Consider the following 18460-nt stretch of genomic DNA (forward strand, 5'->3'; position numbering starts at 1 on the left):
TCACTATCATATTTCCACACAAACGTTAAAGGGGATCGGTCCATTTGAAAAAGAAGACGCCTTGGCTGGCCATGATGTCCATGTCAGCCATTCTGGCTGCGGGCACGGCAGCTTATGCACCACACACTCATGCATCCGGCACGTCTGAAGCCACTAGCGATCATGTCATTTTGCGTACGGCCATTCAGAACATGCAGGGTGCCGTTACCTGGGACAGCAGCAGCCGCAGCGTCGAGATCCGGATGGACGGCGTCCGCGCACAGCTCCCGGTCGGCTCGGACGCCATCACCATCAATGGTTCAACATTGGCTCTGGACAGCAAGGCGTATCTTCAAAACGGAACCACTTACGTTTCTCCAAATACATTGAAGCAGATCCAGAAGCAGGTGATCGCGGCCCAAAACAACACCGGCTTCGAACTCGCAGCATCGTTTCAAATGCCGAGCGGCAAAGCCGAAATCGCAGCTTCCACCCCTGATGGACAGCGTTTGCTGGTAACCGAAGCGGATGAAGGAAGCATCTCCGTATTGGACATCTCGGATCTGGGCCAAGTGAGCGTACTGCAAACCGTGAGTTTCCATGACCTCTCGCCAAAGGCCGAAGTGACGAGCGTTACGGTATCCAAAGACGGCAAATACGGACTGGCGGTCGTTCGAACCGGCGATACGGACACCGAAGCGAACAAAGGCATTTTGGCCGTTGTTGACCTTGACAGCTACCGTACCGTCAAAACGTACGAGCTCGGCATCGGTCCGGATTCCATCGCGCTTTCGCCGGACGGACAACATGCCGTCATCGCCATCGAAGACGAGGAGATCAACAAAGCCACAGACGAAATCGATTACGCCAACGCCAAACGGCCTGGCAGCATCATGATCGTTTCGTTTGCTGGGGGCAATCCGCTGGAAGGCAAAGTCACGAATGTGCCCGTATCCCTGGAAGATGTGAAAGGCGCAGCCTATCCGCATGATCCGCAGCCCGAATACGTTGCGATTAGCCCTGACAGCAAAACCGCGGCCATCACCCTGCAAGAAAACAATGCCGTGGCCATCGTTGATCTGCAAACCAAAACGCTGAGCACCATTTTTGCTCTCGGCACGACGTCTCACGCGGCAGACCTGAAGGATGACGGCATCGTACAATTTACGGACAGCCTCACTGCACGTTATGAACCGGACGGCGTCGCGTTTACGCCAGACGGAAAGTATATCCTTACCGCCAATGAAGGAGATCTGGGCAAAAACGAATTCGATGACGGCGTGAAGGCGGGCGGACGCGGCATCAGCGTCTGGGATCTGCAAGGGAAACGCGTCTATGACAGCCAAAACCTGATCGATGAAGCGACGGCCAAAGCAGGCCTGTACCCGGATGATCGCAGTCCGAACAAAGGCAGCGAGGTGGAAAACCTGACCGTATCCACGGTGGACGGCCGTACCTATGCCGCCGTTGCGTCCGAACGTGCCGATGCAATCCTTTTCTTCGATCTGGCAGACCCTGCGAACCCGGATTATCTCGGACTGATCCGGGCGGCTGGCGAATCCCCTGAAGGCATTCATCGCGTGAATGGCCGCAGTCTGTTCGTCAGCGCGGACGAAAGCACGGGAACGATCAGCTTTTACGAGAAAAAGTAAACGGCCTTACAGGCCATAGAGCAGTGACCTCATCGGCATAACAACACATGAGTAACCAAGAAGGAGCGAATTCCCGTGACATCATTGTCAAAGGGAGATTCGCTCCTTCTTCTTTGTGAGGAAGCTGCTCATGGGCAGCTCCCTAGCTATTTCGAAATGTCCTTGTTGATCAGACTCTTTCGTTCGTAAATGTAATGCCCCCTGCGTTCATTCCCAGAAGAAACGACCGTTGAACACTTTTTCGTCGAGCAGCTTGAACGTTTCCTCTGACAATTCCTTTTTCATTTTGGCACGGACGGCTGCTTTGTCCAGATTGTATTGGGAGGACATGCCGATTTCGGTCTCTTCGTTGTTTGCATCAAAACGCATGATTGGTGCCGTCGCATCCTTCGTCCACGGCGTCCATGCCGCGAGCTCATTGCTGCCGCCATTGCCTGGATGACCCGTGTACAGGAATTGTTTCAGGTACGCCGCCATCGCATCGGACAACGCTTCGCGGCCCGGCTTGTTGGCGTCCGTGAAGTAACCTTCCGGGAAGTAGGACGCAATGCCGTCTGCGCGGCCGGTGTAGAAGTCCATGTCCGCTCCGTGCGGCGCGCCAAGCAGCGTTCGGAGCTTGTCGGAAATGACGCCAGGCTGCGTGCCCCATGCAAAACGGTATGCGTATACGGACGGTTGCCCGGAAACCTTGGTCAACCGTTCGGCTACGCGCTCCGCGTTGAAGCCCGCATAGGCTTCGCTGCCGTATTTGAGCGCTGCGGCATACTGCTCGGCTTTCGTTTTGTCCGTAAACAACGTGCCGTCATTGATCGCCGGGGAGAAGTTCGGATCGCCGAAGGCAAAGCCGGAAAACTCGGTTTCCAGGCTGCCCAGCAGGACGGGCACTTTGGCATAATCCCCGCTGCCGATCGCGTCGAAGCCCTGCTTCGGAATCACCGTGCCGTCACGGAACAGATGCGGGAACGGCTCCATGCGGATGGCCGTGCCGCCGAATGCGCTCACCAGCTTATCCGCAGGCAAGCCGCGCAGATAAGCTGCCACTTCTTCCTTGGACTGCTTGGCGATCCACGCTTTCGCTTTCTCGGCAGTCGCCGCCTTGCCTTCATCCACGAGCAGCTTCTCCAGCACGTCGCCGGACTTCTTCTCCCCTTCTTCCGGCGCTGCCGTCGTCAAACCGCCGCTGAATGCCGCGACCTTCTGGAACAGCCCCTCGCCCAGCGGCGAAATCATGGCCGCGAGCACGTCGCGCGCGCCTGCCGACTGTCCGGCGAGCGTAACGTTATCCGTGTCGCCGCCGAAGCTTTTAATGTTTTCCTGGACCCATTTCAAGGCTTGAAGGGTATCCAGCAGACCGAAGTTGCCCGAATCGTCGAGGGCGTCACCGGTCTCCAGCGCAGCGTTTTTGAAAAATCCGAGCGCACCGAGGCGGTACTCCACCGAAATGATGATGCAGTTCGTTTTGCGGGCCAATTGCTCGCCCTGGAACTCCTTGGTGGACCCGGTCATATTGCCGCCCCCATGCACAAATACCATGACCGGAAGCTTGGAGCTCGTCGTATTCGGACGCCAGATGTTCAGATACAGCGAATCCTCGCTGCCCACCGTCTTGGTACCGGACAGCTGCAGGCTTTTCTCCGCAAACTCCTTCGCCGATCTCGTTTCCGTCCATGCCTCCGGATCAACCGGTGCTTTCCAGCGCAATTCGCCTACCGGCGGTGCTGCGTAAGGAACGCCCAACCAGCCGAGGGTGCCGTATTGCTCGTATGCCACGCCGTCGATCGGGCCGTACTTGGTCTGCTGCTGCGTTTGCGGCGTAAACGCCTTGGGTTCGGCGCTGTTTTTCCAGCTTTGTTCCAAGGTGCCCCTGCCATTTTTGAGCTGGGCCTGCAGCGCCTGCGCGGTGGCCTCCGCCAACTGGCGGTTGGTCAACTCGCCGGCTTGCCCCAGCGCCGCCATGCCTTTGCCGACAGCAAACGCGGCCGCCCCGCCTGTTTCGTAATCCGTGCCTTCTTCGTATCCAAGCGCTTTCAGCAGCATGAACGCATACCCTCCTGCCGTAATCGGCGCGGACGGCTCAAATCGGTTGTCCGACGCTCCTTGCTGCAAATAGGGATGAAGTTTGAGATATCCGACGACCGGCTGCAACACTTTGCCCGCAAGCTGCGCATCTTCGTATGTATCCGTGCCTTGATACGAGAGCGCCTCCTTCTCCAATCCGGATAAACGCAAGTACATGACCGCGGCCTGAATGCGGGTTGCTTTTTTATTCAAATACGCTGCGGTAACCCCCTGTCCGCTGCCACGGATCAGCTGGGATTGGATCAGTTTGTCGATGGCCGCGGACGAAGCGGAAGCCGCTCCGGAAGTTTCGGCCGCATAGGCAGGCAAACCGGATACGCATAATCCCAAAATGCTGGCGATGGCCATCGTGCGTTTCATTTTTTTCATTTTTCTCATTGTGCAAAATCTCCTCGCTGTCGGATAATGTGTGATGTGCTGTCACCATTGCTTAAGTCAAAAACGGCTGTCCCTATGAAGAGCATTCCAAGGTTTGCCTGCGATCTCTCTATCTGCCCTTGTAAGCCCGATGCCCCTTCTCCTTTCCTGCGAATTTCGCTGCGATGGGTGCTTTGATTTCACCTCCAGGCAAACGATACTAAAAAAACCCGAATCAAAGGCAAATCGTCGCATCTTGCGCCGTGATCTGCCCTCAATCCAGGTTTTGCCTGCAATCAGTTACAACCCTTGGGTATGAGGTGAATGAAGTATCGAATACGTTGTCCCGATCCCCATTGGAAGCTGTTATGCTTCATCATTGGAAGCCGGTAACCTACAGGTATTGCCCGAATATAAGCGGTTACAATCCTGTTGTTATCGTGATGTTAGCACACAATGTAAGCGATATCAATACCATATTTCATATTTCGCCCAAAAAAATGGCCAGCAGGAAGCCGCCTTGTCCGGAGAATATTCTCCGGCATAGACGGCCTGTACATTACTGATTTCCGTTTCCGCTTTCGGCAGACCTCGCCAATCGCTCCAGCAGCTCGACCGCCGGCATGAGAACACGCTCGTCGATATCGAAAGAAGGATGATGATGCGGTGCCGGCAGGTCGCTGCCAACGATCATGTACGTTCCCTTGCCGCCTTGCTCCTGCACACGTCGGATCATGTAACTTGCATCTTCGCTGCCCAGGGCAGCGCTGTCTTCAAGGACGACGGCACGGCGGAATCCTTCGATGCTCTCCGCTTCCTTCGCCGCCAGCTCGGCCAGCTCCAGATCGCAATGAATCGGAATGGCGCCGCCGATCACCTCCACCGTTGCTTCCAGCTCATGCATGGCCGCGCTGCTCTCGATGATGTTGCGCACGCGCCGTTCCAGCTCGCGATTCGTCTCATCGCTCGTCGAGCGGGTCTCGATGACCATGCGCGCCTGTTCGGGAATGATGTTCGCTCCCGTTCCGCCCTCCAAAATGCCGACATTGATGCGGGTATCCGCCGAGCTGAAACGCGGCAGCGCATGAATGTTCAGCAAGGCCGTCGCCGCGCCAAGCAGTGCATTTCGGCCCTCTTCCGGGGAAGCTCCCGCATGGGAAGACACGCCGGTGAAACGCGCCTCCAGCTTGGTCGTGGCCAGGAAGCCGCCGGACGCGCCGCGGAATTCGCCGGACGGCACATCGGTGCCGAGGTGCATGCAGAACAGGCGGTCCACCTGCTCCAGCATGCCTTTTTCGACCATGGCGTAAGCGCCGCGCACCCCTTCCTCGGCAGGTTGGAACAACAGGCGGATTTTGCCTGCGAACTGCCTGTCGCGCAGCCGTTCGGCCAAGGCAAGGCCGATCGCCGTATGACCGTCATGCGCGCAGGCATGCATCAGCCCTTCATGCCGCGAGCGGAACCCCCCCGCTTGCGGAACATGCTGTTCCGAGGCGCTTTCGCGGATCGGCAGGGCGTCCATGTCAAAGCGGAACGCGGTGGTCGGTCCTGCGTGTACACCCTCCAGTTCCGCCACGACCGCGGTGAAGCCGCCGCGCATATGCTGAACGATCGACGGCTCCGCTCCTTCACTTAGAGCACGCTGATACGCGTCTTCAAGCACCTCCGGTTTGGGAAGGCCCCGTCTCGATGCATCGTCAATCGCATCTTTGCCATAGATGACCTGATACCCCCATTCCGTCAATAGCTGCACCACTTTGGTGGCCGTGCGAAATTCGGTGAAGCCCAGTTCGGGATATTGGTGCAAATCCCGGCGAAGCGTAATAATGTCCATCATTTGGTTTTACCCCTTTCTTGTTTGATCTCCTGATCGGTTACAGTCTCGGATATACTCCCGGACCCAGCGGCAGGTTGAATACGTACCACAGAACGACCATGATGACCCAAGCTGCGAAGAATACGATCGAATACGGCAAAATCAAGGAATAATACGTCCCCATCTTCGCGTCCTTGCGATACTCCTGCAGGAAACCGACGAAGAGCGGCACGAAAGGCGATACGGGCGCGAGCGGAATGATGACCGAATCGGATACGCGGAAAATGACTTGCGTGAATGCTGGATGGAAGCCGAGCAGCATCATCATCGGAATGAACACCGGTGCCAGAATCGACCAGATCGCCGATCCGCTCGCAATGAACATGGTCAGCAGCGCGGACAGGAAGATGAGTCCGATAACGACCGGAATCCCGTTGACGCCGAGCTTCTCCAGCAGATCGGTAATCGTCAATGCCAGAAACTTGCCCATGTTGCTCCAGTTGAACATGGCGACGAATTGGGCGAGCGGGAATACCATGACGATGAACCCGGCCATCGTTTTGATCGGTTCGACCAGCAGTTTCGGCAGATCATTCTGGTTTTGGATCACTTTTAATTTAATGCCGTAAGTCAGCGCTACGGTAAAGAAGAAAAGCAAAATGACAGGAACAATCCCTGAAAGGAACGGCGACCCCATCACGCCGCCCGTCTCCGGGTTGCGCAGAATGCCATTGGACGGAACGACCAACAATGCCACGACGGCGATAAAGATCAGTGCCGCAATGCCTGCGGCGCGCAAAGCGCGATTTTCTTCCGGCGTAGGCGCTTCGAGCTTATAGATGCGCTCTCCTTCATATTTTCCCAGTCTTGGCTCCAGGAACTTATCCGTCATGAATCCGGCGACCAGCGTAAGCACAATGACCGAAACGGACATGAAATACCAGTTGTCCAATACCGTTACGCCAACGTTCGGGTCGACGGAAGCGGCTATTTCGGTGCTGATACCTGACAAAAGCACGTCCGTGGTCACGATCAGCATATTCGCGGTGAATCCGGCCCCGACTCCCGCAATCGCGGCGATCAATCCCGCTACGGGGTGCCTGCCTACGGCCAAAAAGATGAGCGCTCCCAGCGGGGGCATGATTACCAGCGCCGCATCCGACGACACGTGGCTGAAGAACGCGATGAAAATGACGAGGTAGCTTGCATAACGTGCAGGCACGCGAACAGCCATTTTGCGCATGACCGCTTCCAGAAGCCCTACTTTCTCGGCAAGACCGATCCCCAGTACAAGGGACAGAATCGAAGCCAGAGGTTTGAAATCGGCAAAGTTTTTAACCACATTCGGCAGCAGCCACTGAATCCCTTCCGCGCTGAGCAGATTTTTGACCTGCACCTTCTCTCCGTCGATCGGATTGTGGGCCGTTGCATTAAAAAACGATAAAATCAGTGTGGCAACCATAAGTGCGGCGATCAGATAAATAAACAAGATAAACGGATTGGGAAGTTTGTTCCCGACTCTCTCGACCCAACCAAAAAGCCCTGTGTTCTCATGTCTTTCCGCTTTGACCATGCATTTTACCCCCTGACTGAGATGGAACTGCACCCGGATGACTGAACCTGTCCGCAGGAACGATCCTTGTCCCCTTTGCAGAACAATAACGCACATTTAACGAAAATGTCGCAATTAATTTAGGACATTATATAATTAATGCCGAGAAAAACTCAATACCTGTGTTACGTATTTTGACACAAAATAAAAAAACGATGTGCCGTCCTCCTTTGCCCCTGTCCTCCACTGGCGGACATGACAACTTAGATGGCATCATCGCTTAGGTTCTTGATCATTGGTATGGATTCATCTTGAAATGGATGTCCTTATATCTAACACGTTAGTCGGTACCGATTGCTTGGCCTTCCACGGCGGGTGTTCAGTTCGTTTCCGGTAATTTCCGCCAAAGAAAAAGCGGTCAGGCTGCCCATGATGCGCTGCACGTGTCTAATGGTCATGGACAGTCCAGAAGCCAAGTCGCTGGCCGTAAATTCTTCCTTGCCCATCCTTCGGACATATACTTTGATCTTCTGGAAGGTGCGAATGCTGACGCCGGCCTTGTTCAGCTTCTCCAACAGTTCAGCGTCGTTGGAAAACGTTTCGTACGCCAGCTCCTGTTCCTCGCCGGCCGCTTCCACGATCGTTCCGTCCGTTTCATAAACGATGATCCGTCCGGCTTCATCATCCTTTGCGTACTGAATCGCCTTGCGGGCATGACGCTCCGCATCGAAGGCCGTTTCGCCGAAGCCGATGCCTGCATAACAAGGCAAATCCGTATCCAGTTCAAGCTGATGCAAGGTGGAGTGCAGCGAATCCATGCTGCGGGCCATGCCGCCCCGGGAGCCGTACATCAGGTATCTGCCCGTTCCGTCCTGATGCAGGGAACCATCGATTTGCTCGCAATGGTGCAGGAGCAGGCTGCGGATTTTCAATTCCATGTATTGCAGTTGGTATCGCTCCGCTCCATGTTCACCCGCCTCATGCAGGCGATCCACCTCAACCATCAGCACGCCGATCTGGCTTTCCTTGAAAGCAGAGCTGCGGATCCGTTCCACCAGCATACGTACCGCCTGCACCGTTTCCAGTTTGGTAGAGTTGATTTTAAACACGGGGATCCCCCGTTTAAGCAAACCCTCATAGACGGCATACAAGCAGGTAATCGCCGCTTTGACGGTTCCGCGCTCGAAATGCCCGACATGGAATGCGATCATTTCCTCCACATCGTAATCGGTCGAAAAGACGTATTTGCGTAATCGTTCCTCGGGAAAGTCAAGCTCGTGCAGGCTGTCCATCAGCCCCCAGCCCTCATTTTCCGTCATATCGATGGAAATATCCTGGATGGCTTCTTCCGAAGCGTATATAGCCTGCAGTATGGCTTTGTACAGACTTGCGCCCGTAGGCGGGCAATAAATGGCGTGTTCCTGTTCCCGCAGAACGGCCTGGGCCGCCAGATAAGGAATGGGCCCCGTGAATACCCACCCATGAACATGTCCACGGTATTTTTCGATAATGTCTGCAGTTTCCCGCGCATGCTCGTAGGGATACAGCTCATAGCTTGTTCCCAGCTCCTGCCCCTGCAAGGCATTCATTGTCCGCTCAATCGACGGCTGCGGCCCGACGATGCCGATTCGGTACATTCGCGCCCCTCCTCATCCCCAATTGGATTGTTCGTAACTACTTATTGTAAAAAGGTGAATCCTTCCCTTGAAATTGGCCCAATGATAGCAAATTATGTTCCAGAATGATCATCAACTGATCCGTCATTTCCGCTGGCGTGTAGGGCATGGATTGCACAACCCACCATTCCACCAAGCCGGCGACCGATAGGCTTAAAAACTGGATGAGAACGTCCTTTTTCACGTTCGTATGAACTTGTACGCGCTGAACATGCTCCAGAATGCCCTGCTCCATTAATGAGATCATTTTCTTGCGAAAAGCCGGAACGCCCTTGCTCGTCATCAGCGTGGAATAGATGGTGGCATGCCGCTCCAGAAATTCGAACGTTCGCAGCAGCAGAGCACGCGACTGATCGCGGTCAGGCTCCCCGTCCGGCATGCAGCTGTCGTACAGTAACTGCAAGTACGTTTCGACGCATTCGTCCAACAGGGCGTATTTATCCGCAAAATGCAAATAGATGGTTCCCCGGTTTACGTTCGCTCGGTCCGCAATCGCTTGAATCGTGATTTTCTCGAAGCCGAGTTCCTCCACCAAACCGATAAAAGCTTCCATGATGGCTTGTCTCGTCCTTTGAATACGTCTGTCCATATGCGTACCTCTCTATTTTTATTAGACAACCAAGACCCGTTTTGTTGAATTCTCAACAGAATGCAAGAGATCGGCGATTGATCCGCTGTTTTATCAGATGATATGTTTATTTTAGTCAACAAACGTCATTTATTCAACAATTGTTTATTCGATATAAGGAGGTTCATTTATGAACGTATTGGTTTATGGAGCAGGTGTTCTAGGCAGCTATTTGGCACATGTTCTTGCACGAGGAGGCAACGAGGTTAGCCTGCTGGCTCGAGGAAAACGGGCAGAAGAGCTGGAGAAAGACGGCCTGGTGATCCGCCACTATTTCCAGCGCAAAACAACGGTAGATCGGATCCGCGTCATCCGGAGCTTGGAGCCGGACCATCATTTCGATCTTATCTTTGTGGTCATGAAATATACGGACTTCGCCTCGATTCTGCCGATTCTGGCCGCCAACAAAAGTGAAAATATCGTCCTCGTCGGAAACAATGTGGATGCAGATGAGATGCAAACCTACGTACACGAACACAGTCCTATACCCAAAAACATCGCTTTCGGATTCCAAACGACGGCAGGACGTCGCGAAAACGGTCGTGTAGACTGTATTCGCATAGGCCCCGGGCAGATGGTTATCGGCGGGCTCGACGGGGGAATCCCTTTCCGGTCGGCTCTTGATCAAGCATTTTCGAAAACAAAGTACAAGCTTATCTATGAGGAAAATATCGACGCTTGGTTAAAGAATCATATCATACTGATCGTGGCGATGAACTTCGTTATCGTGATCCATAGCTATCAGATGAAAAACATCGCCCGCGATAGCCAGATGCTGCGCCAGATGATCGCAGCGATGGACGAAGGATTTCAGGTCCTCGAATCCCTCGGTTATCCGCTGATCCCCGCCGCACAAGCTTCGCTGGTCCGCAAGTACCCTGGCCTCATGCGGCTGGTCATGAAAATATTTCATATGCTGCCCGCCAGCCAGCTGGTTGACGGATCAGTAGATGAAATTGCGGCTTTAAGCCGCGTATTTCGTCGCTGGAAGGAGCAGACAGGGGTCCGGACTCCGCATTGGGACGCATTGGAGGAACAGTTCAACAACGCAATGACGCCGTAAGATAACGAAAAAGCATTTTTCTCTGCAGGCTGCGTCAAAAAACCAAAAGGGGCTGATCATGACCGGCAAGGATTGTCAGGCATGATCAGCCCCCTTTATGTTTTATTTCAGCATTGCATTTTTGACGAATTGCACGTATCCGATCATCAAGCCGATATATTCGCCCCACTAATCGTAAAATTTACACTTGGTTAACTTAGGGAAAACGTCCATTTATTATTTCGCCTGTACACTAGGTTCAGTACATACAAACACACACCATATTTAGGAGGCTGTATTCATGTTAAACCGGTTGAATGCCCGTGCGGCTAAAATGCTGCTCGCGATGACCACGATCGTTGCGGCAAGCATGGGAAGCACCAGCGCTGCCTGGGCTGAAGAAAACACTGCAGCGACATCGTCTTCTTCCCCGATCAAAAACGTAATCATCCTGATCCCGGACGGCATGGCGCATGAAGCGACCACGCTGGCCCGTTGGTACAAAGGCTCTGCCCTGACGCTCGACTCCATGGCAAGCGGTCTCGTGCGCACCTATTCTGCAGACGCGGCAATTGCGGATTCCGCGCCGGCAGGTACGGCATTTGCGACAGGCCACAAATCCCATACCGGATATGTTGGCGTCCTGCCGGATAAAGCGACCATGCCAGGGCAAAAGGCAATCGCTGCCGGCGATGCCAAAAAACCGATCGCTTCCGTGCTGGAAGCATCCAAACTGGCAGGCAAAGCAACCGGCATCATCGCTACTTCGGAAATCATGCATGCCACGCCAGCCGATTTCTCGGCACATTACCCGGATCGCAAAAATTACGATGCACTCAGCAAACAACAAGTGTTTAACGGCATCGACGTTGTGCTTGGCGGCGGAAGCAGCTACCTGGTACCCGACGGACGGAAAGACGGCGAGAACCTGATCTCTTCCATCAAAGCGCTGGGATACGACTACGTTACAACGCCTGAGGCGATGAAAGCTTCCAAATCGAACAAGCTCTGGGGTATGTTCGCTCCAGCGGGCATGTCGTACGACATGGATCGTGATCCTGCGAAACAGCCCAGCCTGGCCGAAATGACGTCCAAAGCCATCGACGTTCTTTCCAAGGACGAGGACGGTTTCTTCCTGATGGTCGAAGGCAGCAAAGTCGACTGGGCTTCCCATGCCAATGATCCGATCGGCGTCATCAGCGACGTGCTGGCATTCGACGATGCCGTGAAAGTAGCGCTCGACTTTGCGAAAGCCGACGGCGAAACGGCAGTCGTGGCAGTTACCGACCATGCGAACGGCGGTCTGACCATCGGTAATGCGGCTACAACGGGCACATACGATGAAGAGCCGCTGTCCACATTTATCAGCCCGCTGAAAAAAGCCAAACTGACCGGCGAGGGCCTGGAATCCAAGCTCAATGCCAAACGCACCAATATCAAAGCCGTCATGAAACAATATTTCGGCATCACGGATCTGACGACCGAAGAAGTGGCCGCCATCAAAGCGGCGAAGCCGGGCAGCCTGAACTATGTCGTCGGTCCAATGATCAGCAAACGTTCCGGCATCGGCTGGACGACCGGCGGACATACGGGCGGAGACGTCGTTCTCTATACGTACGCACCGAACAATGACCGTCCATTCGGCGTCATCGACAATACCGATGTGGCCAAATACATGGCACGCGTGCTCGGACTGGATCTGGAAAGCACCAGCAAACAATTGTTTGTGCCTGCGAAACAAGCCTTTACGGCCAAAGGCGCGACCTACAAGCTGGACCTGAAGGATGCCAAAAATCCGAAGATCCTCGTGACTAAAGGCAGCACCAAGCTGGAACTGCAAATTTACAAAAACGTCGCCTTGGTCAATGGCAAAAAGACGGCACTGGAAGGCGTGATCGTGTATAACGGCGTTGACGCTTTCGTACCGCAAGGTGCCGTGGATTTGATCCAGTAAACGCTGATCGCATTTAATGATCACGCAATAAAGAGCACTACCAGCAATATGCAGCACTCTGCCTGCAAACTTTATGGGCTGCCGAATTCCTTCGGCAGTCTTTTGTTGTCTGTCGAAGTGAATTCGCTGCAGCAGCTTCGCCTCGTGATGGCCCCTCTTTCGTTTCCATGGTAGGACCACGTTCGAGCTTGTCGTATAATGGGCATAACCATCCTGAATTTTCACCACAAAAGGAGAGAGTTTCCATGTTGATTGGACTAAACTGGATTACCCTGCGGGTGCGCGATTTGGAGGCATCGCTTGCTTTTTATCACGGCGTGCTTGGCCTGCCTGTTCACCGCAGGTTCGAAAGCCGGGGACGGCAAATCGCCATGCTTGGCACGGAGAACGAAACGAAGCTGGAGCTGATCGAAAACAGCGGGACCATTCTGAAGCCGGAAGCAGGCATTTCTATTGGCTACGAGGTATCGTCGCTGGAGCAAACCATAGCCAGGCTGAAAGAGCTGGGCGTCCCGGTCGCACGCGGACCCATCGAACCCAACCCCCGTTTGCGGTTTATTTACATTGTCGATCCGGACGGCTTCGAAGTTCAGCTTGCCGAGCATTCCTAAGAAGATCCCAACAACCGCCTGCGCGGCTTACAGCTTCATTTTGCGCATGATCGGCACGCCTACCCGGTTCAGCAGCCTGTCCAGCAGCGACCAGCACCCACGCCTTGCCAGCGGCAGATGTCGGTCGTACACGGCTGAATATTCGAAATCGGCCACTGCGCCGCGATTGCGTTTGAACTGTGCTGCACCTGCGCTCTCATGAAGCAGGCAGCCGTTCTCCTTGGCTTGCCCGATCAGGCAGGCCGACAGCATCCGGTACAGGCCGACGGACTGCGGCAGCGCCGTGTCATAGCCGAACAACGGGGTTGTCATCATTCCGTTGCGGCAGAAATAACCCATGACCGCGTCGAGCCGCCCCTCTTTTCGCAAACCGTAAAGCGTCAGCGTGCCAGAGGCTTTCGCCAGCGCGATGAACGGCTCGCCGAACTGGGGATTGTCGTACGAATACTTTTCAAGGTAAAGCAGTCGGTACAGCTCGGCAATTCGCGGAATGTCCGCATCCGTCATCTCCGCTTCGGAGACAAGGGTATATCCGTTTTTGGCCAGCAGGTCGTAATCGCGCTTCAGCAGCCACCGCGACTTCGAATTGCCGAATGTCGGGTCATTCGCCCGGTACAGATAAATCTGCCTGCTCGGAATCATTTTGCAGCCGGCCTCGCCGAGAGCGGCCGTAATTTCGGGATGCAAGCCGGGGCATAAGGAGCGAAAAACGACGGCATGGTCCGGGAAGCGTTCCCGTACCGCATGCATCACGGCGACCGCCTGCTCGCCCGTCATGGCAGGAAACAGATTCGTGGACAACAGCCAGTTGTTGACGTGCACGACCTTGTTGAATTTCGAACGGCGCATCCCCCAGCCGACCAGATTCAGCAGCCGGGACAACCCTTTTTCGAGCAGCGGACGTTGAAGCAGCGACAATTCCTGTTTCGCATAACGCACATAATGCGTGTACGGGGAGCAAACATAAGCATTTTCGTATTGCGCATCGTTTACGGTCAAAGGCAGAATAAGGTCATCGATTCGGACGAGCATTAGCGTCGTCTCAACGTTTGCCATGTAATGCTTCGTGCCCTCCAGCATAAGCGGCTCCAGATATGCTCTCGCATATCGGCCATCATCCGTATCAGGCCAATCCATGTGACCGACGTCGGTCCGATCATAAATGTGCACGCGTACGCCGAGGCTGCTTCCTCCCCTGCCGCCCGGTCGCTCTGCTGCTTCATGGAGGACACTTCCCCCTTTGACTCCACTCCCGTTAGTTATGTCTCGTTCCATCTTGGTTGCTCCTCGCATTTCCGCAATCATTGTATCCCTGACCGTTAAGGCCAAGGTTTCACATTCCATCAGTCTCGCGAATCTTCCGGCTCATAGCGAGCATTTCTCTTTAATCAACAGGGCCAGCCTGCGATAAGTCGCACCATCCATGTGGCTTTCGGCCTCTTCTTCGTCCATATCCAGCCAATATTCGGCTTCCATGAGCTCATACATGTCAAGCATCGTTATTTCCGCGCATGCGGGGTGCTCAAACACGGCAACCATAGGTTCCGGTCCGTCGTCCCAGTTGTACCCGTCCACAACCGCATGCAGCAGTACGTCCGAATCGAGCTGACGAATTCGCGTGACGACCTCATTTATGGATTCCTCGTACAGAATCGCATCGACCCGCTCCTGCTCTTCATCCGTCAAGGTTAGCCTAACCGCTCCCGGCGTCTCGAGCAGCAGGTCCGCGATTTTCGGATGGTTTCGGGAGGCATACCATGCCGTTCCCGCGATCCCCATCGGCGAATCCAATCTCGCCCCATGCTCGATCAGCAGCCGGATCGCCTCCTCCTGTTTGAACTTGACCGCCTTTTTAAGCGCCGTGTCCCCTAGTTTATCCGCGACTTCCAGGTCCGGATTTTGCTGTAACACGTAGCGAATGCCTTCGATCGGCATGCGGTGCGTCAGCAGCAGCATGAGCGGCGTCCGTCCTCGTTCATCCGTTTCATTCACGTCCAACATTGTCACGGCTTCTCGAACCTGTTCAGCGTTTTTCGATTTGCTGATTTCCTGCCAGTTCATCTATTCGTTTACCTCCTGGTGTAGGAAAGAAGGGCGATCTCTCCAGCATTTTTGACAAATTCTTCATTCTCCCATTATAGTGGGGTTTCATATACGTGCACAAATGCTTCTAATGTTCATTGCGCTCACAAGGAGGTAGATTTAGGGCATTTCATTCGATTTCTTTTCTGAATTTTATCCTTCGCCGGGGGACATCATCGCTCTGCACGAACTGCCCGGCGATCCATTCGACAGTTTAGGAGCTGGGCACGATGGGCATTCTCTCAACGTTATCATGATATTTCTCTTAGTACGAGTTCGAGAGAGACAGCGATACCAATATGGAGGAAAAAAAGCACGGGTCCAGCTTGGTCCGAGCGGCTGCTGATTGAACGCGTTGGGAATGGCCGCGAAAAAAAAGGTTTAGGCCTTTAGGGAGGATGAAAGAAGTTGAATACAAAAAAGAAGTGGTTTGTACTGCCTTGTAGTCTTGTTCTGTTGCTAGCACTTGGTAACAGCAAAATAGAAAACAAGCCTTTATCAAGGCTTCAGGCTGTCGAGACTTTCTCGACAGCCTGAGAACCAGCCCCGGCCGGTTTTGTCCTTGTATAGATTTAAAAGGTTCTGAAGTTTGTACGCTTCGTGCCCGTTATTCTTTACTCCGTCCAGCCAGTTCTTATTGAGCGCTATCCTGCGATTCTTCCTGATCGGTTACCAAAGTGTTCAGTCCGTGTATCAACTGTTCCAGCTCGCCGAAGCTGGCGACCATCCGCTGAGTCAACATACGCTGCTCTTCCATGCTGGCCAAAATTTGTGCTGCCGCCGCGCTGGACTGCTCGGTGACGCTGGAAATTTCCGACACCTCATTGACCACTCTGGTGGAGGATGCCTTCATCGTTTCGGAGCTGCCCTCGATATCCGCGGCTTGGCTCAGCACCAATCGGGAATTTTGGCTGATGGTACGGAATGCCTCTTCCGTCAGCCTTGCATTCTCTTTCCCCTCTTTCAAGGTAAGGCGGAGATTTTCGAATCGATCCGTAAGTGCCTGCGTCTGTTCCCTGAGCCTGGACAGAATGCCTGCAATATCAGACGCAGATTGCCCGGAATGCTCTGCCAGCTTGCGCACCTCTTCGGATACAACGGCGAACCCCCTGCCATGCTCGCCCGCGCGTGCCGCTTCGATGGCCGCATTGAGCGCAAGCAGATTGGTCTGGCTTGCAATGTCCAAAATGCTGTCCAGCATCAAGCCGATGGATTCGCTCTCATCATTGAACTTCTTCATGTCATCGGCCGTCGTGTTGATCGCATCGTATAATTCAAGCATTTTCAGGTTGAGCTGGTCCATGTTGGCCGTTCCGTTCTCGGTGCTTTCAGCCATGCTGGAAGACAGTTCTTTCATTTTGTTCGAGTTGGACGCAACCTCGCGAATGTGCTGATCGGAGACGGCAAGCGATTCGGAAATTTCCGCCACGCTGCTGGCCTGGAATTCGACGCCTCTCGCCACTTCGGTGAAACCGATGGTCACCTCATTGGTGATGGAGCCTGTTTCTTCGACCTTGCGTTTCAACTGCTCCGTAAAGGTCGACAGACCCGATACGGCGCTTTTGACATGCTCCAGCATTTCCTCCACCCGCTCCCGGGATTGCTGCATTTCAGCCCAGCGTTGCTCGCTTTTCAGAAATAATCTTTGATTCAAGTGAGACACCATGAACAGAATAGCTCCCGTTATGGCAAGCAGGCCCGCGTTAATGGCATTACCGGTCCATTGATCTGCCGTAGCCGTCGGAACGATCAACAATTGAAGAATGTTGCCTGCAAGGGCAACCACAAAACCGACCGCAAATTTTTTGTTATCCGGATAGATCAACAGAATGGACGAGATCAGAATGCTGACCAAGGGATCATTGCTTCCCCATCCGGCAAATACGCCGCTTAACGATATAAGAACGGTAACCAGCCAGGGAATCAGATGGATATGTTTTTTCTTGGCGTTCGCATAGGTGATCCATGCCGTGAACAGAATCACGACAACGCTGGAAACGATAAGTTTCGGTTCCATAAAGGCGAGCGAGGCTCCCAGAACCAGGACGATCCATAGGATGATGGCGATTATTTTGTTTCTTTTCAAGATGATTTCATCAAAACGATTCATTCAAACCCCGTCCTTCTGGTAAAATTGAAACTGCGATTGTAGGACGCTTTCCCTTACATCGGTTGACCTAGGCCGATTCGCACGTTCCCTGCTTCTCCCGAATCAGTCCGTATTTCTTAATCGTCTATCGTTACTTCACAAAGATGAAAGCAGCGCTACATACCTAATATCGGAATGTGATTCGCAAAAATCAATATTCTGCCAAAAATCACTTCTACCCATAGCGAAAAGGAACAAGCTATCTGAGAATTGGCCTGTTCCTTTCTAAAGTTCAATGTTTATTCAACTTATTTCTGGAGCTGATTTTCATGAGATTTCAAAGAAGCATTATTTGTTCGATTGCTGTTTTTTCTATCGCTGTTTCAACAGGATGTGGTCAACAGAGTGAAAGCCTTCAGGGTAACAAAGTGACTACTTCTAATAACATGCAAACAGAGAACCCTACTGCTGCTTCAACAGCCGACAAAGTTGGTAGCAAAACTCTTCTCTATTCGAAAGAGTTTAATCAACAAAAGCCTGAGCTCTCTAATTTCAAAGAAGGGATCTCGTTTAACTTATCCGAGCATGTCGAGGATTTCTTCACAGCTGACCTATCTAATATGATTAACAACAACATGGAAGCAATCGTGAATCACGACGAAAAAAAGTTTAAAGAAAACATGCTCGATGCGGATTCCATTACATTTAATATGGATTGGTTCAATTATAAATATGAAGAAGGTGTCAAATACGAATTTAAAGAACTAAATGAAATCTCTTTCGATGAAGATGCCAAGCGTATCCAAGTTGTGGTGACTTTCGATAGAAACATAAAAAATGAAGAAATGGAACAGGGAATCATGACTTACTCTTTATTAGAAGACGCAGGTAGCGGAGAGTGGAAAATTGCAACTATGGATGGAAGTTGAATGTTAGTGCGGAG

General features: G+C 53.2%; 13 protein-coding genes. 5 read left to right on the forward strand and 8 right to left on the reverse strand.

Annotated features, from left to right (window positions below; all coding sequences use genetic code 11):
- Nucleotides 1–44: 44 nt before the first annotated feature.
- Complete coding sequence (locus MKY59_RS23230; RefSeq protein ID WP_339273981.1) at nt 45–1631, forward strand: stalk domain-containing protein; 1587 nt, start codon at nt 45–47, stop codon at nt 1629–1631.
- Between the two features lie 207 nt (nt 1632–1838).
- On the opposite strand, the gene MKY59_RS23235 is transcribed toward MKY59_RS23230, so the two are convergent.
- The 5 genes from MKY59_RS23235 to MKY59_RS23255 all read right to left on the reverse strand — a co-directional run bounded on the left by MKY59_RS23235 (nt 1839) and on the right by MKY59_RS23255 (nt 9700).
- Complete coding sequence (locus tag MKY59_RS23235; RefSeq protein WP_339273982.1) at nt 1839–4088, reverse strand: carboxylesterase family protein; 2250 nt, start codon at nt 4086–4088, stop codon at nt 1839–1841.
- Between the two features lie 538 nt (nt 4089–4626).
- Nucleotides 4627–5904, reverse strand: coding sequence for an amidohydrolase (locus MKY59_RS23240; protein WP_339273983.1), 1278 nt, complete (start codon nt 5902–5904; stop codon nt 4627–4629).
- Nucleotides 5905–5941: 37 nt separating this feature from the next.
- Nucleotides 5942–7456, reverse strand: a complete 1515-nt coding sequence (locus MKY59_RS23245) for an AbgT family transporter (RefSeq protein ID WP_236415762.1) — start codon at nt 7454–7456, stop codon at nt 5942–5944.
- Nucleotides 7457–7767: 311 nt separating this feature from the next.
- A complete protein-coding gene (locus MKY59_RS23250) occupies nt 7768–9072 on the reverse strand; it encodes a hypothetical protein (protein WP_236415761.1) in 1305 nt (434 codons plus the stop codon).
- Nucleotides 9073–9109: 37 nt separating this feature from the next.
- Nucleotides 9110–9700 (reverse strand): TetR/AcrR family transcriptional regulator, encoded by a 591-nt coding sequence (locus MKY59_RS23255; RefSeq protein ID WP_339273984.1) that lies wholly within the window; start codon nt 9698–9700, stop codon nt 9110–9112.
- Between the two features lie 169 nt (nt 9701–9869).
- Here MKY59_RS23255 and MKY59_RS23260 point away from each other — a divergent pair, with 169 nt between their 5' ends.
- The 3 genes from MKY59_RS23260 (at nt 9870) to MKY59_RS23270 (ending at nt 13346) form a co-directional block, all read left to right on the forward strand.
- Complete coding sequence (locus tag MKY59_RS23260) at nt 9870–10802, forward strand: 2-dehydropantoate 2-reductase N-terminal domain-containing protein (RefSeq protein ID WP_339273985.1); 933 nt, start codon at nt 9870–9872, stop codon at nt 10800–10802.
- Between the two features lie 280 nt (nt 10803–11082).
- Nucleotides 11083–12735, forward strand: coding sequence for an alkaline phosphatase (locus MKY59_RS23265; protein WP_339273986.1), 1653 nt, complete (start codon nt 11083–11085; stop codon nt 12733–12735).
- Nucleotides 12736–12980: 245 nt separating this feature from the next.
- On the forward strand, nt 12981–13346 hold the full coding sequence (locus MKY59_RS23270) for a VOC family protein (RefSeq protein WP_339273987.1): 366 nt from the start codon (nt 12981–12983) through the stop codon (nt 13344–13346).
- 27 nt (nt 13347–13373) lie between these two features.
- On the opposite strand, the gene MKY59_RS23275 is transcribed toward MKY59_RS23270, so the two are convergent.
- The 3 genes from MKY59_RS23275 to MKY59_RS23285 all read right to left on the reverse strand — a co-directional run bounded on the left by MKY59_RS23275 (nt 13374) and on the right by MKY59_RS23285 (nt 17538).
- Complete coding sequence (locus tag MKY59_RS23275; protein WP_339273988.1) at nt 13374–14621, reverse strand: GNAT family N-acetyltransferase; 1248 nt, start codon at nt 14619–14621, stop codon at nt 13374–13376.
- 90 nt (nt 14622–14711) lie between these two features.
- Nucleotides 14712–15407: a DUF4274 domain-containing protein gene (locus MKY59_RS23280; protein ID WP_339273989.1), complete on the reverse strand. Its 696-nt coding sequence runs from the start codon at nt 15405–15407 to the stop codon at nt 14712–14714.
- Between the two features lie 655 nt (nt 15408–16062).
- Nucleotides 16063–17538 carry a methyl-accepting chemotaxis protein gene (locus MKY59_RS23285; RefSeq protein ID WP_339273990.1) on the reverse strand — a complete coding sequence of 492 codons (1476 nt, stop codon included), beginning with the start codon at nt 17536–17538 and terminating at the stop codon, nt 16063–16065.
- Between the two features lie 308 nt (nt 17539–17846).
- Between MKY59_RS23285 and MKY59_RS23290 the strand changes: the two genes are divergently transcribed.
- A complete protein-coding gene (locus MKY59_RS23290) occupies nt 17847–18446 on the forward strand; it encodes a hypothetical protein (protein WP_339273991.1) in 600 nt (199 codons plus the stop codon).
- The last annotated feature ends 14 nt before the right edge of the window (nt 18447–18460 follow it).

It is taken from the genome of Paenibacillus sp. FSL W8-0426 (assembly GCF_037969725.1).
GTDB classification, from domain to species: Bacteria; Bacillota; Bacilli; order Paenibacillales; family Paenibacillaceae; genus Paenibacillus; species Paenibacillus hubeiensis.

Excerpts from the sequence above, each read along its gene's own strand:
- MKY59_RS23235 (WP_339273982.1), bottom strand. The coding sequence starts at position 4,088 with ATGAGAAAAATGAAAAAAATGAAACGCACGATGGCCATCGCCAGCATT.
- MKY59_RS23255 (WP_339273984.1), bottom strand. The coding sequence starts at position 9,700 with ATGGACAGACGTATTCAAAGGACGAGACAAGCCATCATGGAAGCTTTT.
- MKY59_RS23250 (WP_236415761.1), bottom strand. The coding sequence starts at position 9,072 with ATGTACCGAATCGGCATCGTCGGGCCGCAGCCGTCGATTGAGCGGACA.
- MKY59_RS23260 (WP_339273985.1), top strand. The coding sequence starts at position 9,870 with ATGAACGTATTGGTTTATGGAGCAGGTGTTCTAGGCAGCTATTTGGCA.
- MKY59_RS23270 (WP_339273987.1), top strand. The coding sequence starts at position 12,981 with ATGTTGATTGGACTAAACTGGATTACCCTGCGGGTGCGCGATTTGGAG.
- MKY59_RS23245 (WP_236415762.1), bottom strand. The coding sequence starts at position 7,456 with ATGGTCAAAGCGGAAAGACATGAGAACACAGGGCTTTTTGGTTGGGTC.
- MKY59_RS23265 (WP_339273986.1), top strand. The coding sequence starts at position 11,083 with ATGTTAAACCGGTTGAATGCCCGTGCGGCTAAAATGCTGCTCGCGATG.
- MKY59_RS23240 (WP_339273983.1), bottom strand. The coding sequence starts at position 5,904 with ATGATGGACATTATTACGCTTCGCCGGGATTTGCACCAATATCCCGAA.
- MKY59_RS23280 (WP_339273989.1), bottom strand. The coding sequence starts at position 15,407 with ATGAACTGGCAGGAAATCAGCAAATCGAAAAACGCTGAACAGGTTCGA.
- MKY59_RS23275 (WP_339273988.1), bottom strand. The coding sequence starts at position 14,621 with ATGGAACGAGACATAACTAACGGGAGTGGAGTCAAAGGGGGAAGTGTC.
- MKY59_RS23285 (WP_339273990.1), bottom strand. The coding sequence starts at position 17,538 with ATGAATCGTTTTGATGAAATCATCTTGAAAAGAAACAAAATAATCGCC.
- MKY59_RS23290 (WP_339273991.1), top strand. The coding sequence starts at position 17,847 with ATGAGATTTCAAAGAAGCATTATTTGTTCGATTGCTGTTTTTTCTATC.